The organism is Candidatus Leptovillus gracilis, from assembly GCA_016716065.1.
In the GTDB taxonomy this organism is placed as follows: Bacteria; Chloroflexota; Anaerolineae; order Promineifilales; family Promineifilaceae; genus Leptovillus; species Leptovillus gracilis.
The window spans coordinates 25,550-42,599 of the sequence record JADJXA010000014.1 but is presented as its reverse complement, the minus strand read 5'-3'; the positions used below and the strand labels follow the sequence as shown (position 1 = coordinate 42,599).

Genomic DNA, 17,050 nt, shown 5'->3' with positions numbered 1-17,050 from the left:
GGCGCAACGGCCGTGCCACGACCAACGCATGACGTATGACGCTCAACGTGCTGACATTTTTCCCTTGTCCCAATGCGCATCACCACGTATCATCTCTTGACATTCACCCAATAAACACAAGCAATCAAAGCAACAACCCATAGCGCCCCCTCTGCACCTTACGTCCCTTTGTCGCTTTGTATAAAATTCTCTCAGGAGGCATCGCCCGTGAAACAAGTACTCATTATCCACTTGAACCAGGACAACCATACCGAGGTCGTTAACTTCCTCGGCCAGGAAATACAGATTCAGCGCAAAGGCTGCAGCGGCGACCCAGAACAGGCCCGCGCGCTCATCGCTGAATATGACGGCCGTGTAGACGCCATCGGTCTGGATGGTTTACCCGCCACCCTGGAACTCGGCCCCTTTAGCAAACCCCACGAAGTCGGCCAGACCTTGCCCTCCGCCGCCCAAACCACCCCCGTCGTAGACGGCAGCGGCATTCGCGCCGGGCTGGAACGCTGGGGCGTCATCCTGGCCGACCGCGCCCAGCCGGGCATTTTTGCCCAAAAGCACATCCTCATGGTTCCCGGCCTCAACCATCCCGGCCTCACCCAGGCCCTCAGCCGCCGCAGCCCGCATGTGCGCTACGCCGACCCGGTCGTCTACTTCGCTCTGCCGCAGTTCCCCGGCGTCGGCAGCCCGATCACCTTCAACCGCGCCGCCCCCGGCACGCTGGACCAAATGCAAAACGCTCCCTTCCGCCGCATCAGGCCCCAGCCGGGCGCGCCGGGCACAGCCCGCGCCGCCGCCCCCTTTGAATGGGCCGACGTCATCGCCGGCGACGTTGGGGCCATTCGCCGTTATGCCCCGGCGCAGCTTAAGCGCAAAACCGTCGTCGTGGAATGCGCCAGCGAAGAAGACGTGGCCGATTTGCGCGCGCGCGGCGTGACGATTCTCGTCACCCTCATGCCTTCGACGGATGGCGAAAAGAGCCTGGGGCGCTGGCCGGCAGCGGCCATCGAAGCCATGTTGGCCGCCCTACGCCCCAATCAAGACGACCCCCTGACCGAGGACACCTACCTGGACTTGATGGCCGAAATCGAATGGACGCCGGGCATCCGCTACTTGCAGCCGGCCGAAGCCGGCATCAACCGCTTCGCCTTCGTCATTCACCCACTCAACATCAAATTCATCCACAACGATCCCCGCTTCCGCTGGACGCGCTTTTTGCCCAACAAACTGGTGGAAAGCGTGGCCGCCTACATGCCGCCAATGTACATTTCCCGGATTACCGGCGGCCAGTCGCCGACGACCGGGCAGAAAATTGAGGGCTATCTGTTTAGCCTGGCGGCCACCCCCCGCGAGATGATGCGGCACGGCGAACGATTCACCTACAACCGCCTGAACCAGGCGGCGCGCATGTCGGAACGCAAAGGGGCGCGTATCATGGGGTTGGGCGCGTTCACCAGCGTCGTCGGCGACGCGGGCATCACCGTCGCCCACGAGTCGGACATCGCTATCACCAGCGGCAACAGCCTGACGGTATCGGCGACGTTAGAGGCGGCCAAGCAAGCGGTCATCAAAATGGGCGCAAAGGACCTGACAAAGGGCAAGGTGATGATTATCGGCGCGACCGGTTCCATTGGCTCGATTTGTTCCCGCCTGTTGGCTCAGGCGATTTTCGACGTGGTGCTGGTTTCGATTGAGCCGGAACGGCTGATTGACCTGAAGCGTATGATTCAGGAAGAGACGCCGGGCGCCAACGTGACCATCGCCACCAAAGCGGGCGACCTGCTAGGTGAATGTGATCTGATCGTCACGGCGACTTCGGCGTTTGGGCAGCGCATTGTAGACATCAGCCAGTGCAAGCCGGGCGCAGTGGTTTGTGATGTGGCCCGCCCGGCCGACATCAACAAGGTGGAGGCGGATTTGCGCCCCGATGTACTGGTGATTGAGAGCGGTGAAGTGCTGATTCCGGGTGACATTGATTTTGGCTATAACATCGGCCTGCCGCCCAAAACGGCTTATGCCTGTCTGGCGGAGACGGCGCTGTTGGCGATGGAAGGGCGTTTTGAAGATTACACCCTGGGTCGTAACATCACCATTGAGCGGGTGAAGGAGATTTATCACCTGTTTAAGAAGCACGAGTTCCAGATAGCCGGGCTGCGCTCGTTTGACGAGTACGTGACGGATGAATTTGTGGCCGAAAAGCGCAAACTGGCCGATCAGTACCGCGCCGACCCGGCGTTGTTTGCCCGCGTGCAGCAGGAAGCCGCCGCCAAAATTGCCACCATGCCGGTGATGGCCAAAGGCGTGGAGGCGTCTAATGACAATACGATGCGCAATCTGGCCCTGGGCGCGGCCGGGGTAGCCGTGCTGGCTTTGCTTTTGCGGTGGAAGAAGTGACATCGGGCTGAGATTTGACCAATCTCCAAGATTGGTCAAATCTTACGCAAAACCCTGAGAGCGCAGGCGTCTCGCCTGCCGGGGCGGACGGGACGCCCGCGCACCCATTTTCACGGGAGACGGTGGCAGAGACGGCCGTCTCCCTCATCTTGTCATTGGTTAGTGGCAATGCTAAACTAAGCCTATGTCCCAAGCTTTGTATCGCAAGTGGCGGCCGGCGCGTTTTGGCGACGTGATCGGCCAGGAGCATATTACCCGTACCCTGCAAAACAGCGTCGCTGCCGACCGGGTGGGTCATGCTTACCTGTTTTGCGGGCCACGTGGCACAGGTAAAACCACTTCGGCGCGCCTGCTGGCCAAGGCGGTGAACTGCCTGGACGAGAACCTGGCGGAACGGCCGTGTAATCAATGCGCCAACTGTCTGGCCATCAACGAAGGGCGCTTCCTGGACCTGATTGAGATTGACGCTGCCTCCAACACCGGCGTAGACGACATCCGCGACTTGCGGGAAAAGATCAACTTTTCGCCGAGTAACGGCCGTTTCAAAGTCTACATCATAGACGAAGTCCACATGCTCTCCACGGCCGCGTTCAACGCCTTGCTCAAGACGTTGGAAGAGCCGCCGCCCCACGCCAAGTTCATCCTGGCGACCACCGAAGAGCATAAGGTTCCCATCACCATTAAATCCCGCTGCCAGCAGTTTAACTTCCGCCTGCTGACCGTAGCTGAAATCAGCGCCCGGCTGGCCTGGCTGGCCGACAAAGAAGGCTTCAGCATGGAGCCGGAAGCGCAGGCGATGATCGCCCGGCAGGGGTCTGGCAGCGTGCGCGACGCCGAAAGTTTGCTGGACCAACTGGTGTTGGCTCCCGGCGATGCCATCACGTTGGCGCGGGCGCAGATGGTATTGGGCACGGCGGCAGATACGGCCGTCGCTCAACTGGTAGACCATTGGCTCAACAAAGACGGCGCGGGCGGGCTGGGTCTCATCCACCAGGCGTTGGCTTCTGGGGCCGATGCGCGCCAGTTTTGCCGCCAGATGGTGGTGTACCTGCGGGAACTGCTGCTGCTGCAAGCCGCCGGGCCAGACATGCCGCTGGACGGTACGGCCGAACAGAAGGCGGCGATGCTGGCCCAGGCACAGCGCGCCCCCCGCGCCGGATTGATCGAAGCCATCAAACGCTTCAACGAAGCCGCCCTGGTCCCGGCGATTAGCTGGCAGCCGCAGCTGCCATTGGAACTGGCCTTTATCGAGCTGCTGCCAGCCGAGCCGCTGCCCATGCCTGTGCCTGCTGCGCCGGTGGTCCAGACGGCCGTCGCGGAAAAGGTAACGGCCGTCGCGGAACAACCAACGGCCGTGGCCGAAAAATTGGCGGCTTCCAGGCCGGCCCCCAGTCCCCAACCACCGGCCCCTACCCCCCAATCTTCAACTCCCGGTCGTCTGACACTGGGCGCGGTAACGCCCCAATGGCGTAACATGTTGGCGCGGGTGGAACAAGTCAACCGCAATTTACCGGCGCTGCTGACCATGGGCAAACCGTTGGCGACCGAAGGCAATACCATCATTTTAGGTTTCGATTACCCCATCTTTAAAGACAAATTCGACCAAAACCACGACGCGGTGCAGGTGGTGGGCGACATTTTCAGCCAGTTGTTGGGCATGAAGTGTCTGATTCGGGCGGTCATCACCAGTGAATATACCGTGTCGGTGCAAAAGGCAGAATTCAACGCGCTGGCCCAGGAATTGGGCGGCGTGGTGCGAGAGGAATAATTGATAATTGGGCGTTGTTCATTTTACGAACAACTCCCAACTATCAGCTAGCAACTATCAACTAAAAGGAACAACCATGTCAAAACGATCTTTTCAACGAAATGTGGCTGGAGGAAAAAACAAGCAGATGAATCCACAAAATATGTTATCGCAGATGCAAGCGATGCAGCAGCAAATGGCCGAAACGCAAGAAGCGTTGGCCCACGAAATGATCACCGTAACGGCCGGCGGCGGGGCCATTTCCATCGTCATCAGCGGCCATCAGCGGCTGCAATCGCTGACGATTGATCCGGAACTGCTGAACGCCGAAGACGTGGAGATGCTGCAAGATTTACTGGTAGCGGCCGTTAACTCAGCCATCGAGCAATCCCAGGCAATGTCGGCGCAGCGTATGGAAAGCATTACCGGCGGGTTGGGTGGCGGTTTGAATGATTTGTTGGGTGGCTTAGGCGGTCTGTAAACGTGGCGCAAAATGTGTTGCCTCAGCCGGTGCAAAAGCTGATTAATGAACTGGGACGGCTGCCGGGCATTGGCCCGAAATCGGCGGCGCGGTTGACGTTTTATTTGCTGCGCTCCGGCAAGGAGCAAACCACTGACCTGGCGCAGGCGCTGCTAGACCTGAAGGAACGGACGCGCTTTTGTTCGGTTTGCTTCAACATCACCGAGGACGATCCCTGTGTGATTTGCCAGGACGCCGGTCGGGACCCGGCCATCCTCTGCGTGGTGGAGGAGCCGTTGGACGTGGTAGCTATTGAACGGTCGCGGGCGTTTAACGGCCGTTACCACGTCCTCCACGGCGCTATCTCGCCTGTTGAGGGTGTAGGGCCGGAAGATTTGCGCATCGCCGAGCTGGTGGAGCGGGTGGAACAAGGCCACTTCCGGGAAATTGTTCTGGCGACCAACCCCACGCTGGAAGGAGAATCCACCTCCTTATATTTGCAGCGCCGTCTGGCGCGTACCGGCCTGCGCCTTACACGCCTGGCGCGTGGCTTGCCCGTCGGCGGCGACCTGGAATATACCGACGAAATTACTCTGGGGCGGGCCATGGACGGCCGGCAAGAAATGTAAGGCAGTGATGATTGACGATTCCCGTTGACGACTTAAAGCGCTTGCCTACTCCGTTACCTTGTGTTAGCATTCCCGTCTGTCATTGCGGTGTCGCCAAGCGGTAAGGCAGCGGACTTTGAATCCGCCATTCCTAGGTTCGAATCCTAGCACCGCAGCAGCCAAAGACTGGTTCAAGATTTATTTTGAATCAGTCTTTTTTTTACGGAACAGGGATGTTTTGCGCGTTGGCGGGAAATTATGCGCAGATTTTGTAGTTGGAGAACCGACCCATGTCCGATTTAGACACAGCCCTATCCATTGCCATTCAAGCCCACACCGGCCAACAAGACAGAGGCGGACGGCCGTATATCTTGCACCCGCTCCGTTTAATGATGCAAATGGAAACCGAGACGGAGATGATAACGGCCGTCCTCCACGATGTTGTTGAAGACAGTCCATCCACGCTGGACGACCTGCGTCAGGCGGGATTTGGCGACGAGGTGATTACGGCCGTTGCCGCTGTCAGCCGCCACGCCGATGAAACGTATGAAGCCTTTATCGAACGGCTGCGGCCCAATCCCCTGGCTGTCAAAGTCAAACTGGCCGATCTGGTGGACAATATGGATACGCGCCGTCTGCCGGCCATCACCCCCAAAGACCTGGAGCGCCTGGAAAAATACCATCGCGCCTGGCGTTTGTTGACAGACCAAATGTAGGCCAGTGGCAAAACGATAGATACCCGTTTAGAAACGGCCGTTTCCCCCGGCCGTTTTTTTGGTTTATAATGTTCTGGGCAAATTTGCACCGCACCTCACACTCTTCCAACCGGCCCTTTGACACCCTAACAATCACAGCCAACATCCTGTTTGACTGACAGATCTCATTCTCAGGATGGCAGCAACAGCTTTACGTAAAAGCAGAATTTGCCCACCTGTGGACACCTATATCTAGCAGTTTGCAAGGGAAAAACGAAATGTGTGCGGTGATACTGGTAGTAGACGATGACCAACATACGCGCAAATTGTTGCAATTTGTTCTAACCCATGATGGGCACGAGGTGGTTGAAGCTGAAGATGGGTTGGATGCTTTAAGGCAGCTTTCCAGGGTACGGCCTGATCTGGTTGTCCTGGATGTACTCATGCCCAACCTTGATGGTTTTAGCACACTCCAACAAATTCGGACCAACCCACAATTTAAAGATCTCCCCATCATTTTTTTAAGCTCCAGGGCAGATGTGTCTGCCGAATACGCCGGGTTAGCGGCCGGCGCCCAACATTACATGGTCAAACCGTTTAAAGTGCAAGATTTATTGCAGTACATTCGCGACATGTTGTTGGCAGCGCCCACCCAGACACACTGAATCGCCCATCAAACCAGCAGCGGCTTGCTGACACTCGCACTGACAAAGAGGTTTATGAACAAACTGGCAGTTGTTTTGCTGGCAGCCGGGCAAGGGACCCGGATGCAGTCGAAGACGCAGAAGATTTTACACGAAGTGGGCGGCAAACCGATGGTGCGGCACGTTTTTGAAGCGGCCGAAACGGTAGCCGACTGCCTGCCGGTGTTGGTGGTTGGGCCGGGCAAAGCAGGTGTGCAAGGGCTGATTGGCGACCGGGCGGACTATGTGGTTCAGGCCGAGCAGTTGGGAACCGGCCACGCGGCGATGATGGCGGCTGATTTGCTGCACGGCCGCAGCCAACAAGTGATCGTCGCCTATGGCGATATGCCCCTGCTGCGCGCCGAAACGATGGTTCGCCTGTCGCAGACGCAGGTCCAGAGCGGCGCGGCTGTGGTGATGTTGTCGGTGATGGGCGAGCCTGGTTCTTCTTACGGCCGTGTTGTACGCGATGAAAACGGCCGTGTCCGGGAAATTGTCGAAGTCGCCGAAGCGCGGCAGCGGCCAGACCCGGCCAGCCTGCTGGCTATCCGCGAACTTAACGCCGGCGTCTACTGTTTCGCCGCCGACTGGCTGTGGACCAACATCCACCACCTGCCGCTGCGCCAGGCGCGCAGCGGCCCCGAGTATTACCTCACCGATATGATCGGGCTGGCGATTGACCAGGGTCGGCTGGTGGAAGCCATCACCACCGACGACCCCGACGAGTGCCTGGGAGCCGGAACCCGCGCCGAGATGGTGCTGGTGGAGAAAGCATTCCGCCGCCGCGCCAACCGCCGCTGGCTGGACAACGGTGTCACGCTGGTGGACCCCGACGCCACCTACATAGACCAGGACGTCACCATCGGGCAAGATACGGTCATCTGGCCCAATACTTATCTGCAAGGCCACACCACCATCGGCGCAGATTGCGTGATTGGCCCCAACGCCATCGTGCGCAACGCCCAGGTCGGCAACGGCTGCCACATCGAGCAAGCGGTTGTGGAAAACAGGGTGATTGCTGACGAAGCAGTTGTTACGGCCGTGAATTATCTGAATTAAAACCGCAACCACACTTGCTTGTGCTACACTATCATCAGGCATGTATAAGCAAAAACTTTTAGAGAAAGTGCTTTCTGGCTCCAAAAACATACGTGTTGCCGATTTTGTTACCCTGGTTGAAGCGTTTGGGTTTCAGTTATCAAGAATACGTGGCAGTCATCATATCTTTGAACACCAATATTCCCGAAATCTTGAACCTGCAAAGTAGTCGAGGACAGATCAAGCCTTATCAAATCCGCCAGTTTTTGCAGCTTGTTGAGCAGTACAGTCTGGAACTTGAGGATTAACATGCAAGATTATTTTATTAGCATTTTTTATTCTGAAGAAGACAGTGGTTATATCGCCGACATTCCAGATTTGCATTTTTGTTCTGCATTTGGCGAGACGCCGGAGGAGGCTTTGCGTGAAGTGCAAATTGCCAAAGAAGCCTGGCTAGAAACCGCGCACGCCAGTGGCAAACTTGTACCTGAGCCAAAGTACCGCCCGGCAATTTACCAGCTAACTACACCTCCCCTGATAACTCATTAGCAAACCATCCGAAATCCGAGATCACATGATTTCTCCTGAACTACGCGACAAACTTATCCAGGCTGCCCGCGAGGTGCGGCAGAACGCCTATGCGCCTTATTCCCGTTACCGCGTCGGCGCGGCAATTTTGCTGGCAGACGGCCGTATCTACACCGGCGTCAACGTAGAAAATGCCTCCTATGGGCTGTCTATTTGCGCTGAGCGAACGGCCGTTTTCAAAATGGTCTCCGAAGGGCGCGGCGAAATCGTGGCGGTGGCCGTCTGCACCGCAAACGCCGGGTCGCCCTGCGGCGCCTGCCGCCAGGTATTGGCCGAATTTGCCGATGATGTACCAGTATGGTTGGTGGATGATAAGGGAAACGGCCGTGACACCACCCTCTATACCCTCCTCCCCGACCACTTCGGCCCGGAACATTTGGAGACTGGGAGAACGGGAGACTAGGAGAACGGGAGACTGTCTCCTAGTCTCCTTGTCTCCCAGTCTCCCCGTCTCTCAATCTCTTGTCTCTTCACAAACCATGTCCAGAGAACGCACTTTCCGCACCGAGGCCATCGTCCTCAAACGCACCGATTTTGGTGAGGCTGACCGCCTGCTGACTCTCTATACCCGGGATTTCGGCAAGTTACAGGCCATTGCCAAAGGGGCGCGCAAACCGCAGAGCCGCAAGACCGGCCACGTGGAACTGTTCATGCGCACCCAATTTCTGCTGGCTAAAGGGCACGACCTGGACGTGATTACTCAGGCGGAAATGGCGGAATCTTATCCGGCGCTGCGCGATGATCTGGTGCGCACCACCTACGCCGCCTACGTGGTGGAACTGCTGGACCGCCTGACGGTGGAAGAAGGCCAAAACGTCAGCCTCTACAATTTATTGGCCGACACGCTGGCCCGGCTGGCCGCCACCGCAGACGTGCGTCTGGTGACGCGCTATTATGAGCTGCGTTTGCTGGGTCTGTCTGGCTTCCAGCCGCAGCTGTTTAACTGCCTGGCCTGCGACGCACCGATTCAAGAACAAGACCAGTTTTTTAGCGACGACCTGGGTGGGCTTCTCTGCCCCAACTGCCACGCCGCCGACCGCCACGCCCGGCCGATAACGGCCGTCGCCGTCAAAGTCTTACGCTATCTGCAAAGCCGCCCCTGGGAAACCGTGCAAGCGCTGCAACTGAAACGGCCGTTGCACCACGAGCTAGAAATCAACATGCACGGTTACATCGCCCACATCCTCGAGCGCCACCTCAAATCTGTAGACTTCCTGCACCGCCTCCGCCGCGAAGCTGCCCTCTTCGCCCCAGAAGAATAAAACAAGCCCGCTCTCTCCATCAAAAAATGACCGGGCATCCGGCCTATGTTATAATCCTCCACCTTAGCAGCAAAAAATCCCGGCGACGCGCCGTTGACGACAAAGGTATGTTATGAGCAAACTCAGCTTTCAGGACATCATTCTTCGCTTACTCGCCTATTGGAAAGACCAGGGCTGCCTGGTGCAGCAGCCCTACAACGTGCAAGTGGGCGCGGGAACCATGAACCCGGCCACCTCGCTGCGGGTGCTTGGCCCGGAATCGTGGAACGTGGTTTACGTGGAACCTAGCATCCGGCCCGATGACGGCCGTTTTGGTGACAACCCCAACCGGATGCAAATGCACCACCAACTCCAGGTCATCCTCAAGCCCGATCCTGGCAATCCACAAGAGCTGTACCTCAAGAGCCTGGAAGCCATCGGCATAGACCCCCTGCGCCACGACATTCGCTTCGTCGAAGACAACTGGGAAAGCCCGGCCCTGGGCGCCTGGGGTCTGGGCTGGGAAGTGTGGTTAGACGGGCAAGAAATCACCCAATTCACCTACTTCCAGCAGGCTGGCGGTTTGAACCTGGACCCGGTGGCCGTGGAAATTACCTACGGTTTGGACCGCATCGCTCTGGCGCTGCAAGGCGTCAACAGCGTGTGGGAGATCAATTACGGTGCGGGCATTCCCTACGGCGACCTGCTGCTGCAAAGCGAAATTGAACACTGCCAATATTACTTCAACGTCGCCGACGTGGAGGCCATCCGCCAGGTGTACGACCATTATGAAAACGAGGCCAAACGCTGCATCGCCGCCGGTCTGGTCTTGCCAGCCCACGATTTCAACCTGAAATGTTCCCACATGTTCAACGTATTAGACACGCGGGGCGCGATTGGCGTGACCGAGCGGGCTAATTATTTCCACCGGATGCGCAATGTCGCCCGGCAAATTACCAGCCTTTATCTGGCGCAGCGAGAGACGCTGCAATTCCCCTTCACCCAGGCATGGCCGGAACCCGCCCAAGATCGCTCAGGCCACATCATTCAATTCGCCCAGATCGAACAACCGCAAACCTTTTTGCTGGAAATAGGTACAGAAGAACTGCCGGTGGGTGATCTGGATACGGCCGTGCGCCAGCTGCGCGACCTCGTCCCCGCCGCCTTCGACCGGCTGCGGCTGCACTATGACCGTGTGGAAGTCAGCGGCACGCCGCGCCGCCTGGCCGTGCTGGTCCATCGGCTGGAAGGCCGCCAATCCGACCTGGAAACGGTGGTCAAAGGGCCGCCGGCCGACCGCGCCTTCGACGCCAACAGCAATCCTACCCCGGCCGCGCATGGTTTTGCGCGTGGTAAGGGCGTGGATGTGGCCGATTTGCAAATCATCGAAGAAGGGGACAAGCGTTATGTGGCCGCTGTGGTGCGTGAAGAAGGGCAGCCAACGGCCGGCGTCCTGGCAGCCGAAATGCCGGAGTTGATTGCCAGCCTCAAGTTCACTCGTGGGATGCGCTGGAATCGCAGCAACGTCGCTTTTAGCCGCCCCATCCGCTGGCTGGTGGCTCTGTATGGCCCGGATGTTGTGCCCTTTGAGTTTGCCGATGTGTTCAGCGGGCGGGTCAGCCGTGGCCTGCGCCCCTACGATTCGCCGGAAATACCCATCACCGACGCCGCGCAGTATGCGGTGGTGATGCGCAAAAATGGCATTATCCTGGACAAGGAGAAGCGCAAAGAGGCAATTACGGCCGTCGCCACCAAATTAGCCGCTGAAAAGAAAGGCAGCATCCCCGATGACCCCGACCTGCTGGAGGAAGTGGCCAACCTGGTAGAACGCCCCACGCCCATGCGCGGCCAGTTTGAAGAGCGCTTCCTGGCTCTGCCGGATGAAGTGCTGGTGGCGGTGATGCGCAAACATCAGCGCTATTTCCCGGTGTATAGTGAAGACGGCCGTTTGCTGCCCTATTTCATCGCCGTGCGCAATGGCGACGAAAGGCACCTCAACCTGGTGGTAGACGGCAACGAGCATGTCATCCGCGCCCGCTTTGCCGACGCCGAATTTTTCTACAAGAGCGATATAAAGCACACCCTGGCTGATTTTTTGCCCCGGCTGGCGACATTGACCTTCCAGGCCGACCTGGGTTCCATGCTGGACAAGGTGCAGCGGTTGGAAATGCTGACGCCGATTATCGCCGGGATGGTCGGGCTGACGCCGGGGGAAACGGCCGCTGCCACCCGCGCCGCTGCCCTCGCCAAGGCCGACCTGGCGACCGAATTGGTCGTGGAAATGACCTCGCTGCAAGGGGTGATGGGCGCCCATTACGCCCGGCGCAGCGGTGAACCCGAAGCGGTTGCCCTGGCCCTGGCCGAGCAATATCGTAGTGTCAGCCGCACCAAACCAGGGCTGGCCCTGGCCCTGGCGGACCGGTTGGATAGTCTGGCCGGGCTGTTTGCCGCCGGTCTGGCGCCCAAAGGCTCCAACGACCCCTTTGCCTTGCGCCGAGCGGCTATTCAACTGATTGAGAATCTGGTGGCCCATGAGATTTCCTTTGATTTGCGGGTGGCGCTGGCGGCCGCCGGCGCGCTTCAGCCAGTTGCGTTTGACGGCCGTGTCCAGGCCGAGGTGTTGGCGTTTGTAAACGGCCGTCAGGAAGTTTTGCTGCGTGAACGTAACCTGCCGGCCAGTGTGGTGAAGGCGGTGTTGGCGGTGCAGGCTTACAACCCCTATGCAGCTCTGACGACGGCCGTTGCCCTGCAACAAGCCATTACCACTGCCGACTGGGAGAGTTTGTTAGACGCTTATGCCCGCTGTGTGCGCATCACCCGCACCCAACCGGCCGCCTTTGTTTTGCGCCCGAATGCCTTTGCCCTGCCGGAAGAGCAGGCGCTGGCCGCCGCTTACGCCGCTGTGAAGCCGACCCAGAATGGCACGGTGGCCGCTCTGGTGGTCGGGCTGCGGACGCTGCAACCGGCCATCAGCCGCTTTTTTGATGGTGTGCTGGTGATGGACGAGGATACGGCCGTGCGCGAAAACCGTCTGGCTTTGCTGCAACACATCGCCGCCCTGGCCGAAAACGTCGCCGACTTGTCGCAGTTGGAAGGCTTTTAGGAGTAATGTTCAGTGTTCAGTGAACGTTTGTTATAGTTTGCACTTACTGCTTACTGAACACTGCCTACTGAACACTGATTACTGACTACGTAGGAGTGTCCTATGCAGGTTGGACTGTTTGAGGAAAGACCCCACTATTACACCTCGCTAGACGAACTAGTCGTGGCGATGATGCAAATGACCGACGACCCACTGGCAAACGCCGGGACCAACGTCGTCATTTGTCGCGGCAACCCCCAGGCCAAGATCATGATTGTGGGCGAAGCGCCAGGGCCGGAAGAAAACAAGGTGGGCAAGCCGTTTGTTGGCCGGGCCGGGCAGTTGTTGGACCAGATTTTGCAGGCGGCCCAATTCGACCCGGAGCAGGATGTGTTTATCAGCAATTCTGTGTTTCGGCTGCCCCCCGGCGAAGATGGCAAAAGTTTTCGCAAGCCCACCACTGAGGAAATCGAGTTTTACAAGCCGTATTTGCTGGAGATCATCCGTCTGGTGGACCCCAAAATCATCTTGCTGACGGGCAATGTGGCGACGCAGTCGCTGTTGGGACTGACGGGCATTACAAAGTTGAGGGGCGAGTGGCGGGCGTGGAACGGCCGTCACGTCATCCCCATCTTCCATCCCTCTTACCTGCTGCGCAACCCCGTCCGCACCCCCGACGGCCCTAAGGCCCTCACCTGGAAAGACATGAAGGAAGTACGTCGCAAATACGATGAGTTGAGGTCGGCCCAGGGTTGGTGATTGCTCGCAGATAAGGCTTGGGTTGCACTTTCCGTATGGTTCGTTCGATTTGTACGCAAGATGGGTGGTAAAACCATGACGATCACGGTGATTTCCAGATTTGACCTGGTGAGATCGGCCGTTTCCCTGGTTATCCCTCGTCTTATCGCCCAAGAAGTCACCCGGAACTTGACCCAAACTGAATACATCAAAGGCTTTTACCGACTTTTTTCCTCGCCGACCTTCGCCTTTGTCGTCGAAGAACCAGTCCCTTCACCCCTGGTATTGAAATACACTACCCTGGGTTTACCGGCCAAAGCGGATGCGTTTATTGGCGCGTTTGCCGAATGGATGGGTGTTGGCTATTTGGTCTCCGACAATCGCCACTTCTTGCGCGAACTCAAAACCGACGCTTATCAGGTGACGACGCCAGGCGAGTTCCTGGCCTTAAGGAGATAATTGTTGGCGCATTCCGACAAAGCTGCTTTGCGCGGCGAACCGGGTTATATGTGGCGCTCCGGCCAGGACCGGCGGCTGGCAATGATCCGGCGCTGGGTGGATTTGGAGGACGCGGTCATTTTGGATAATGGCTGTGGCCTGGGTACGTACCTGTCCGCCTTTGCCGCCTATTCACCGCATCGTTTTGGCCTGGAATTAGAACTTGACCGGGCGCAGAAGGCACTGCCAACGGCCGTTGCTATCATCCAGGGGGTCGGCGAAACGCTCCCTTTTGCCGACAACGTGTTCGATTTTGTGTTCAGCAATGAAGTGATTGAACATGTGGCCGATGATGCCGCCTATGCCGCGGAAATGGTGCGGGTGGTGAAGGGAAACGGCCGTATCCTCCTCTTCTGTCCCAATCGTTGGTATCCGGTGGAGCAGCACGGCATCTACTGGCAAGGCAGCTACAAATTCGGCAACATCCCCCTGGTGAATTATCTGCCGGACGTGTGGCGGAACAAACTTGCGCCACACGTGCGCACGTACACGAAAGGTAAGCTGATCAGGCTGTTTGCTGGTTTGCCGGTGGAAGTGGTGCATCACGGCCGTATCTTTGGCGGCTACGACAACATCGAAAACAGACTGCCACGGCTGGGCAAAGGCATCAGAAAAACGCTCTACGCCGCCGAGAAGACGCCGCTGTCATTCCTGGGATTGTCCCATTTGTTGGTCCTACAAAAACAAGGGTAACGGCGCTGCCGGGTTACGGCCGTCTAAAATGGATTCTTCGGTTCGCGGTCTTCCGATAGGGAGCGGGCGGTGCGTCGGGTAAGAACCTCCAGGGCATCGGCCAGGTGTTCATCGGCGATGTTGTAATCACCGGCGGCCACGCGCAGCTGATGGGCTTCCAGCAGCACCTCAGCGTGCGTCACGCCTGGCGGCGGGTCGAATTTGTAGTTTGCCAGTTCATACAACTGCCCCAACGGATCACGGAAGTAAATGGAATACATAAAACCACGATCAATTTCGCCAGAATTGGGCACGCCCCGCTCATCGAGCCGCTTCTTCACCTGGGTATAGGTTGCCCGCGACACGTTGAAGGCGATGTGGTGCAGGTTGCCAATCCCTTCCGGGTTGGGCGTGGGGTCCGGCCGCCAGCGCTCATTGGTGAAGATGGTGATGAGACGGCCGTCGCCCGGATCAAAATACAGGTGGTTCTGTTCCGGCGCATCCAGGTTGGGCTGCTCAAAAATGAACGGCATACCCAACACCCCCTCCCAAAAATCAATCGAAGTTTGCCGATCGGCGCCAATGAGCGTGATGTGATGCACGCCCTGCGTTTGAATCTTTTTCATATTGACCTCCATTAGCCAAAGCGAGTCTGTTGCCAATGACGTTATACTTGACAAGGTGACAAAATGTCAGATTATGACCTTTGCGTGTATAACTATAAAACAAAGGCAAGCTCTATTCAAATTGGACTTATCTATTTGCAGATTTATGGAACTTCATCAGGTCCAATCCTCTTGTTTTTCCCCTCCCGCCCCATTACAATCGAAAGTAAGTCACATGAACGGCCGTCTCTCAGCGCAGATCGCGCTCCGCGGCTGACAAACTGGAGGTTCACATGAGCAGTAAAAATGGACGAAACGAACAGAGCGGCGTTGGCAGCTTCAAAGTCAAAACCGGTCTGGCGCAAATGTTAAAAGGCGGCGTCATCATGGACGTGGTGACGCCCGATCAGGCTGTGATTGCCGAAGAAGCCGGCGCGGTGGCCGTGATGGCCCTGGAGCGCGTTCCGGCCGACATCCGCGCCCAGGGTGGCGTGGCGCGCATGTCTGACCCCGGTCTGATCAAAGAGATCATCCAATCGGTGACCATTCCGGTCATGGCAAAGGCGCGCATCGGTCACTTTGTCGAGGCGCAGATTTTGCAAGCCATCGGTGTGGATTACATTGACGAAAGCGAAGTCCTCACCCCGGCCGACGAGGAACACCACATCTACAAGCACAACTTCAAGGTGCCCTTTGTCTGTGGCTGCCGCAACCTGGGCGAGGCGCTGCGGCGTATCGGCGAAGGCGCGGCCATGATTCGCACCAAAGGCGAAGCCGGCACCGGCGACGTGGTAGAAGCCGTGCGCCACGCCCGCACCGTGTTGGGTGAAATTCGCCGCCTACAGCTGATGCCTGAAGAAGAGCTGATGGCCTACGCCAAAAGCATCGGCGCCCCCTTTGCCCTGGTGCTAGAAACAAAAGAATTGGGCCGCCTGCCGGTGGTTAACTTTGCTGCCGGGGGCATTGCCACCCCGGCCGACGCCGCCCTGATGATGCAAATCGGCGTGGATGGCGTCTTTGTCGGCTCCGGCATCTTCAAGAGCGCCGACCCCGCGCCGCGCGCCCGCGCTATCGTCGAGGCGACCACCCATTACAACAACCCGGAAATTCTGGCCCGCGTCAGCGAAAATCTGGGCGAGCCGATGGTGGGCATTAACGTCAGCAGCCTGCCGGAAAGCGAGCAGTTGGCCGTGCGCGGCTGGTAACAAGCTAAAGATGGAGTGTGGAGATAGAGGAAAGTTCTTCTATCTCCTAACGCTGGCAAACAGGTTGTTTTAGATGAAGATAGGCGTTCTCGCGCTGCAAGGCGCGTTTATTGAGCATGTGAAGATTTTGCGCGAATTGGGCGTGGAAGCGGTGGAGGTGCGGCTGCCAGAAGATATAGAAGGACTGGATGGCCTGATCATCCCCGGTGGCGAAAGCACAACCATTGGCAAACTGGCGACGTTGTATCGCTTAATGGAGCCACTGCGCGCGTTTGCGGCAAAAAAAGCGATGTGGGGCACGTGCGCGGGGATGATTTTTATGGCTAAGGAGATTGGTGACGGCCGTTCCAATCACGGCCAACCCCTGCTGGCAATCATGGACATTCTGGTAGACCGCAACGCCTTTGGCCGCCAGGTGGACAGCTTTGAGGCAAACTTAAACGTGCCTGTTTTCAACAACGGGGAACTGAAACCTTTCCCGGCCGTGTTCATTCGTGCGCCGAAGTTGGTGGCCGCCAAAGGTACGGCACAAGTGTTGGCGCAGTTAGAAGATGGCACGGCCGTAGCCGCCCAACAAGGCCAATGGCTCGTTACGTCCTTTCACCCCGAACTCACGGGCGATACCCGCTTTCATCAATATTTTCTGGAAATGGCTGCCCACCCTATCAACTATACCTGACAGGGTGACAAAAATGTCAGATCACGATCTTTGCGCGCATGACGAACACAGCTCCCGGCGCTTCATAAAAAGTGGCAAATGCGCCACGCTCGCCAAAGCGGGCGCATTTGCCTAAGGTGAGTG

At 57.8% G+C, this 17,050-nt stretch carries 17 protein-coding genes, 1 tRNA gene and 1 pseudogene; 18 read left to right on the top strand and 1 reads right to left on the bottom strand.

Features of this window, described 5'->3' with window-relative positions:
• The first annotated feature begins 207 nt into the window (after positions 1-207).
• From IPM39_23600 to IPM39_23525, 16 genes and pseudogenes are all read left to right on the top strand, one after another.
• Positions 208-2,388 carry a serine carboxypeptidase gene (locus IPM39_23600; protein ID MBK8989018.1) on the top strand — a complete coding sequence of 727 codons (2,181 nt, stop codon included), beginning with the start codon at positions 208-210 and terminating at the stop codon, positions 2,386-2,388.
• A gap of 184 nt (positions 2,389-2,572) precedes the next feature.
• The gene (gene dnaX, locus IPM39_23595; protein MBK8989017.1) at positions 2,573-4,156 is read left to right on the top strand and encodes a DNA polymerase III subunit gamma/tau; all 1,584 of its coding nucleotides are present in this window, start codon (positions 2,573-2,575) and stop codon (positions 4,154-4,156) included.
• A gap of 127 nt (positions 4,157-4,283) precedes the next feature.
• Entirely contained in the window at positions 4,284-4,616 is a 333-nt protein-coding gene (locus IPM39_23590) for a YbaB/EbfC family nucleoid-associated protein (protein ID MBK8989016.1), read from the top strand.
• A gap of 14 nt (positions 4,617-4,630) precedes the next feature.
• The gene (gene recR, locus IPM39_23585) at positions 4,631-5,224 is read left to right on the top strand and encodes a recombination protein RecR (GenBank protein MBK8989015.1); all 594 of its coding nucleotides are present in this window, start codon (positions 4,631-4,633) and stop codon (positions 5,222-5,224) included.
• Between the two features lie 83 nt (positions 5,225-5,307).
• Positions 5,308-5,379 (top strand) — tRNA-Gln (locus tag IPM39_23580).
• Positions 5,380-5,493: 114 nt separating this feature from the next.
• Positions 5,494-5,919 (top strand): HD domain-containing protein, encoded by a 426-nt coding sequence (locus IPM39_23575; GenBank protein MBK8989014.1) that lies wholly within the window; start codon positions 5,494-5,496, stop codon positions 5,917-5,919.
• 257 nt (positions 5,920-6,176) lie between these two features.
• Positions 6,177-6,563: a response regulator gene (locus IPM39_23570; protein ID MBK8989013.1), complete on the top strand. Its 387-nt coding sequence runs from the start codon at positions 6,177-6,179 to the stop codon at positions 6,561-6,563.
• A 54-nt stretch (positions 6,564-6,617) separates the two neighbouring features.
• On the top strand, positions 6,618-7,640 hold the full coding sequence (locus IPM39_23565) for an NTP transferase domain-containing protein (GenBank protein ID MBK8989012.1): 1,023 nt from the start codon (positions 6,618-6,620) through the stop codon (positions 7,638-7,640).
• Positions 7,641-7,680: 40 nt separating this feature from the next.
• Positions 7,681-7,927, top strand: a pseudogene (locus tag IPM39_23560) (type II toxin-antitoxin system HicA family toxin).
• Between the two features lies 1 nt (position 7,928).
• Complete coding sequence (locus IPM39_23555; GenBank protein MBK8989011.1) at positions 7,929-8,168, top strand: type II toxin-antitoxin system HicB family antitoxin; 240 nt, start codon at positions 7,929-7,931, stop codon at positions 8,166-8,168.
• Positions 8,169-8,193: 25 nt separating this feature from the next.
• A complete protein-coding gene (cdd, locus tag IPM39_23550) occupies positions 8,194-8,610 on the top strand; it encodes a cytidine deaminase (GenBank protein ID MBK8989010.1) in 417 nt (138 codons plus the stop codon).
• A gap of 76 nt (positions 8,611-8,686) precedes the next feature.
• Positions 8,687-9,469: a DNA repair protein RecO gene (gene recO / locus IPM39_23545; protein MBK8989009.1), complete on the top strand. Its 783-nt coding sequence runs from the start codon at positions 8,687-8,689 to the stop codon at positions 9,467-9,469.
• Positions 9,470-9,581: 112 nt separating this feature from the next.
• Complete coding sequence (locus IPM39_23540) at positions 9,582-12,551, top strand: glycine--tRNA ligase subunit beta (protein ID MBK8989008.1); 2,970 nt, start codon at positions 9,582-9,584, stop codon at positions 12,549-12,551.
• Positions 12,552-12,653: 102 nt separating this feature from the next.
• Positions 12,654-13,289, top strand: a complete 636-nt coding sequence (locus IPM39_23535) for a uracil-DNA glycosylase (GenBank protein MBK8989007.1) — start codon at positions 12,654-12,656, stop codon at positions 13,287-13,289.
• Between the two features lie 75 nt (positions 13,290-13,364).
• Positions 13,365-13,727 carry a hypothetical protein gene (locus tag IPM39_23530; GenBank protein MBK8989006.1) on the top strand — a complete coding sequence of 121 codons (363 nt, stop codon included), beginning with the start codon at positions 13,365-13,367 and terminating at the stop codon, positions 13,725-13,727.
• Between the two features lie 48 nt (positions 13,728-13,775).
• Positions 13,776-14,459: a class I SAM-dependent methyltransferase gene (locus IPM39_23525; GenBank protein MBK8989005.1), complete on the top strand. Its 684-nt coding sequence runs from the start codon at positions 13,776-13,778 to the stop codon at positions 14,457-14,459.
• A gap of 23 nt (positions 14,460-14,482) precedes the next feature.
• Here IPM39_23525 and IPM39_23520 read toward each other — a convergent pair whose 3' ends face one another.
• Entirely contained in the window at positions 14,483-15,064 is a 582-nt protein-coding gene (locus tag IPM39_23520) for a VOC family protein (GenBank protein ID MBK8989004.1), read from the bottom strand.
• A 272-nt stretch (positions 15,065-15,336) separates the two neighbouring features.
• Here IPM39_23520 and pdxS point away from each other — a divergent pair, with 272 nt between their 5' ends.
• Positions 15,337-16,248: a pyridoxal 5'-phosphate synthase lyase subunit PdxS gene (gene pdxS, locus IPM39_23515; GenBank protein MBK8989003.1), complete on the top strand. Its 912-nt coding sequence runs from the start codon at positions 15,337-15,339 to the stop codon at positions 16,246-16,248.
• Positions 16,249-16,321: 73 nt separating this feature from the next.
• Positions 16,322-16,927 (top strand): pyridoxal 5'-phosphate synthase glutaminase subunit PdxT, encoded by a 606-nt coding sequence (gene pdxT, locus IPM39_23510; protein ID MBK8989002.1) that lies wholly within the window; start codon positions 16,322-16,324, stop codon positions 16,925-16,927.
• Positions 16,928-17,050 lie beyond the last annotated feature (123 nt).

Coding starts and splice junctions, on each gene's coding strand:
- dnaX (MBK8989017.1), top strand. CDS start 2,573: ATGTCCCAAGCTTTGTATCGCAAGTGGCGGCCGGCGCGTTTTGGCGAC.
- IPM39_23590 (MBK8989016.1), top strand. CDS start 4,284: ATGAATCCACAAAATATGTTATCGCAGATGCAAGCGATGCAGCAGCAA.
- IPM39_23575 (MBK8989014.1), top strand. CDS start 5,494: ATGTCCGATTTAGACACAGCCCTATCCATTGCCATTCAAGCCCACACC.
- IPM39_23570 (MBK8989013.1), top strand. CDS start 6,177: ATGTGTGCGGTGATACTGGTAGTAGACGATGACCAACATACGCGCAAA.
- IPM39_23565 (MBK8989012.1), top strand. CDS start 6,618: ATGAACAAACTGGCAGTTGTTTTGCTGGCAGCCGGGCAAGGGACCCGG.
- IPM39_23555 (MBK8989011.1), top strand. CDS start 7,929: ATGCAAGATTATTTTATTAGCATTTTTTATTCTGAAGAAGACAGTGGT.
- cdd (MBK8989010.1), top strand. CDS start 8,194: ATGATTTCTCCTGAACTACGCGACAAACTTATCCAGGCTGCCCGCGAG.
- recO (MBK8989009.1), top strand. CDS start 8,687: ATGTCCAGAGAACGCACTTTCCGCACCGAGGCCATCGTCCTCAAACGC.
- IPM39_23540 (MBK8989008.1), top strand. CDS start 9,582: ATGAGCAAACTCAGCTTTCAGGACATCATTCTTCGCTTACTCGCCTAT.
- IPM39_23535 (MBK8989007.1), top strand. CDS start 12,654: ATGCAGGTTGGACTGTTTGAGGAAAGACCCCACTATTACACCTCGCTA.
- IPM39_23530 (MBK8989006.1), top strand. CDS start 13,365: ATGACGATCACGGTGATTTCCAGATTTGACCTGGTGAGATCGGCCGTT.
- IPM39_23525 (MBK8989005.1), top strand. CDS start 13,776: ATGTGGCGCTCCGGCCAGGACCGGCGGCTGGCAATGATCCGGCGCTGG.
- IPM39_23520 (MBK8989004.1), bottom strand. CDS start 15,064: ATGAAAAAGATTCAAACGCAGGGCGTGCATCACATCACGCTCATTGGC.
- pdxS (MBK8989003.1), top strand. CDS start 15,337: ATGAGCAGTAAAAATGGACGAAACGAACAGAGCGGCGTTGGCAGCTTC.
- pdxT (MBK8989002.1), top strand. CDS start 16,322: ATGAAGATAGGCGTTCTCGCGCTGCAAGGCGCGTTTATTGAGCATGTG.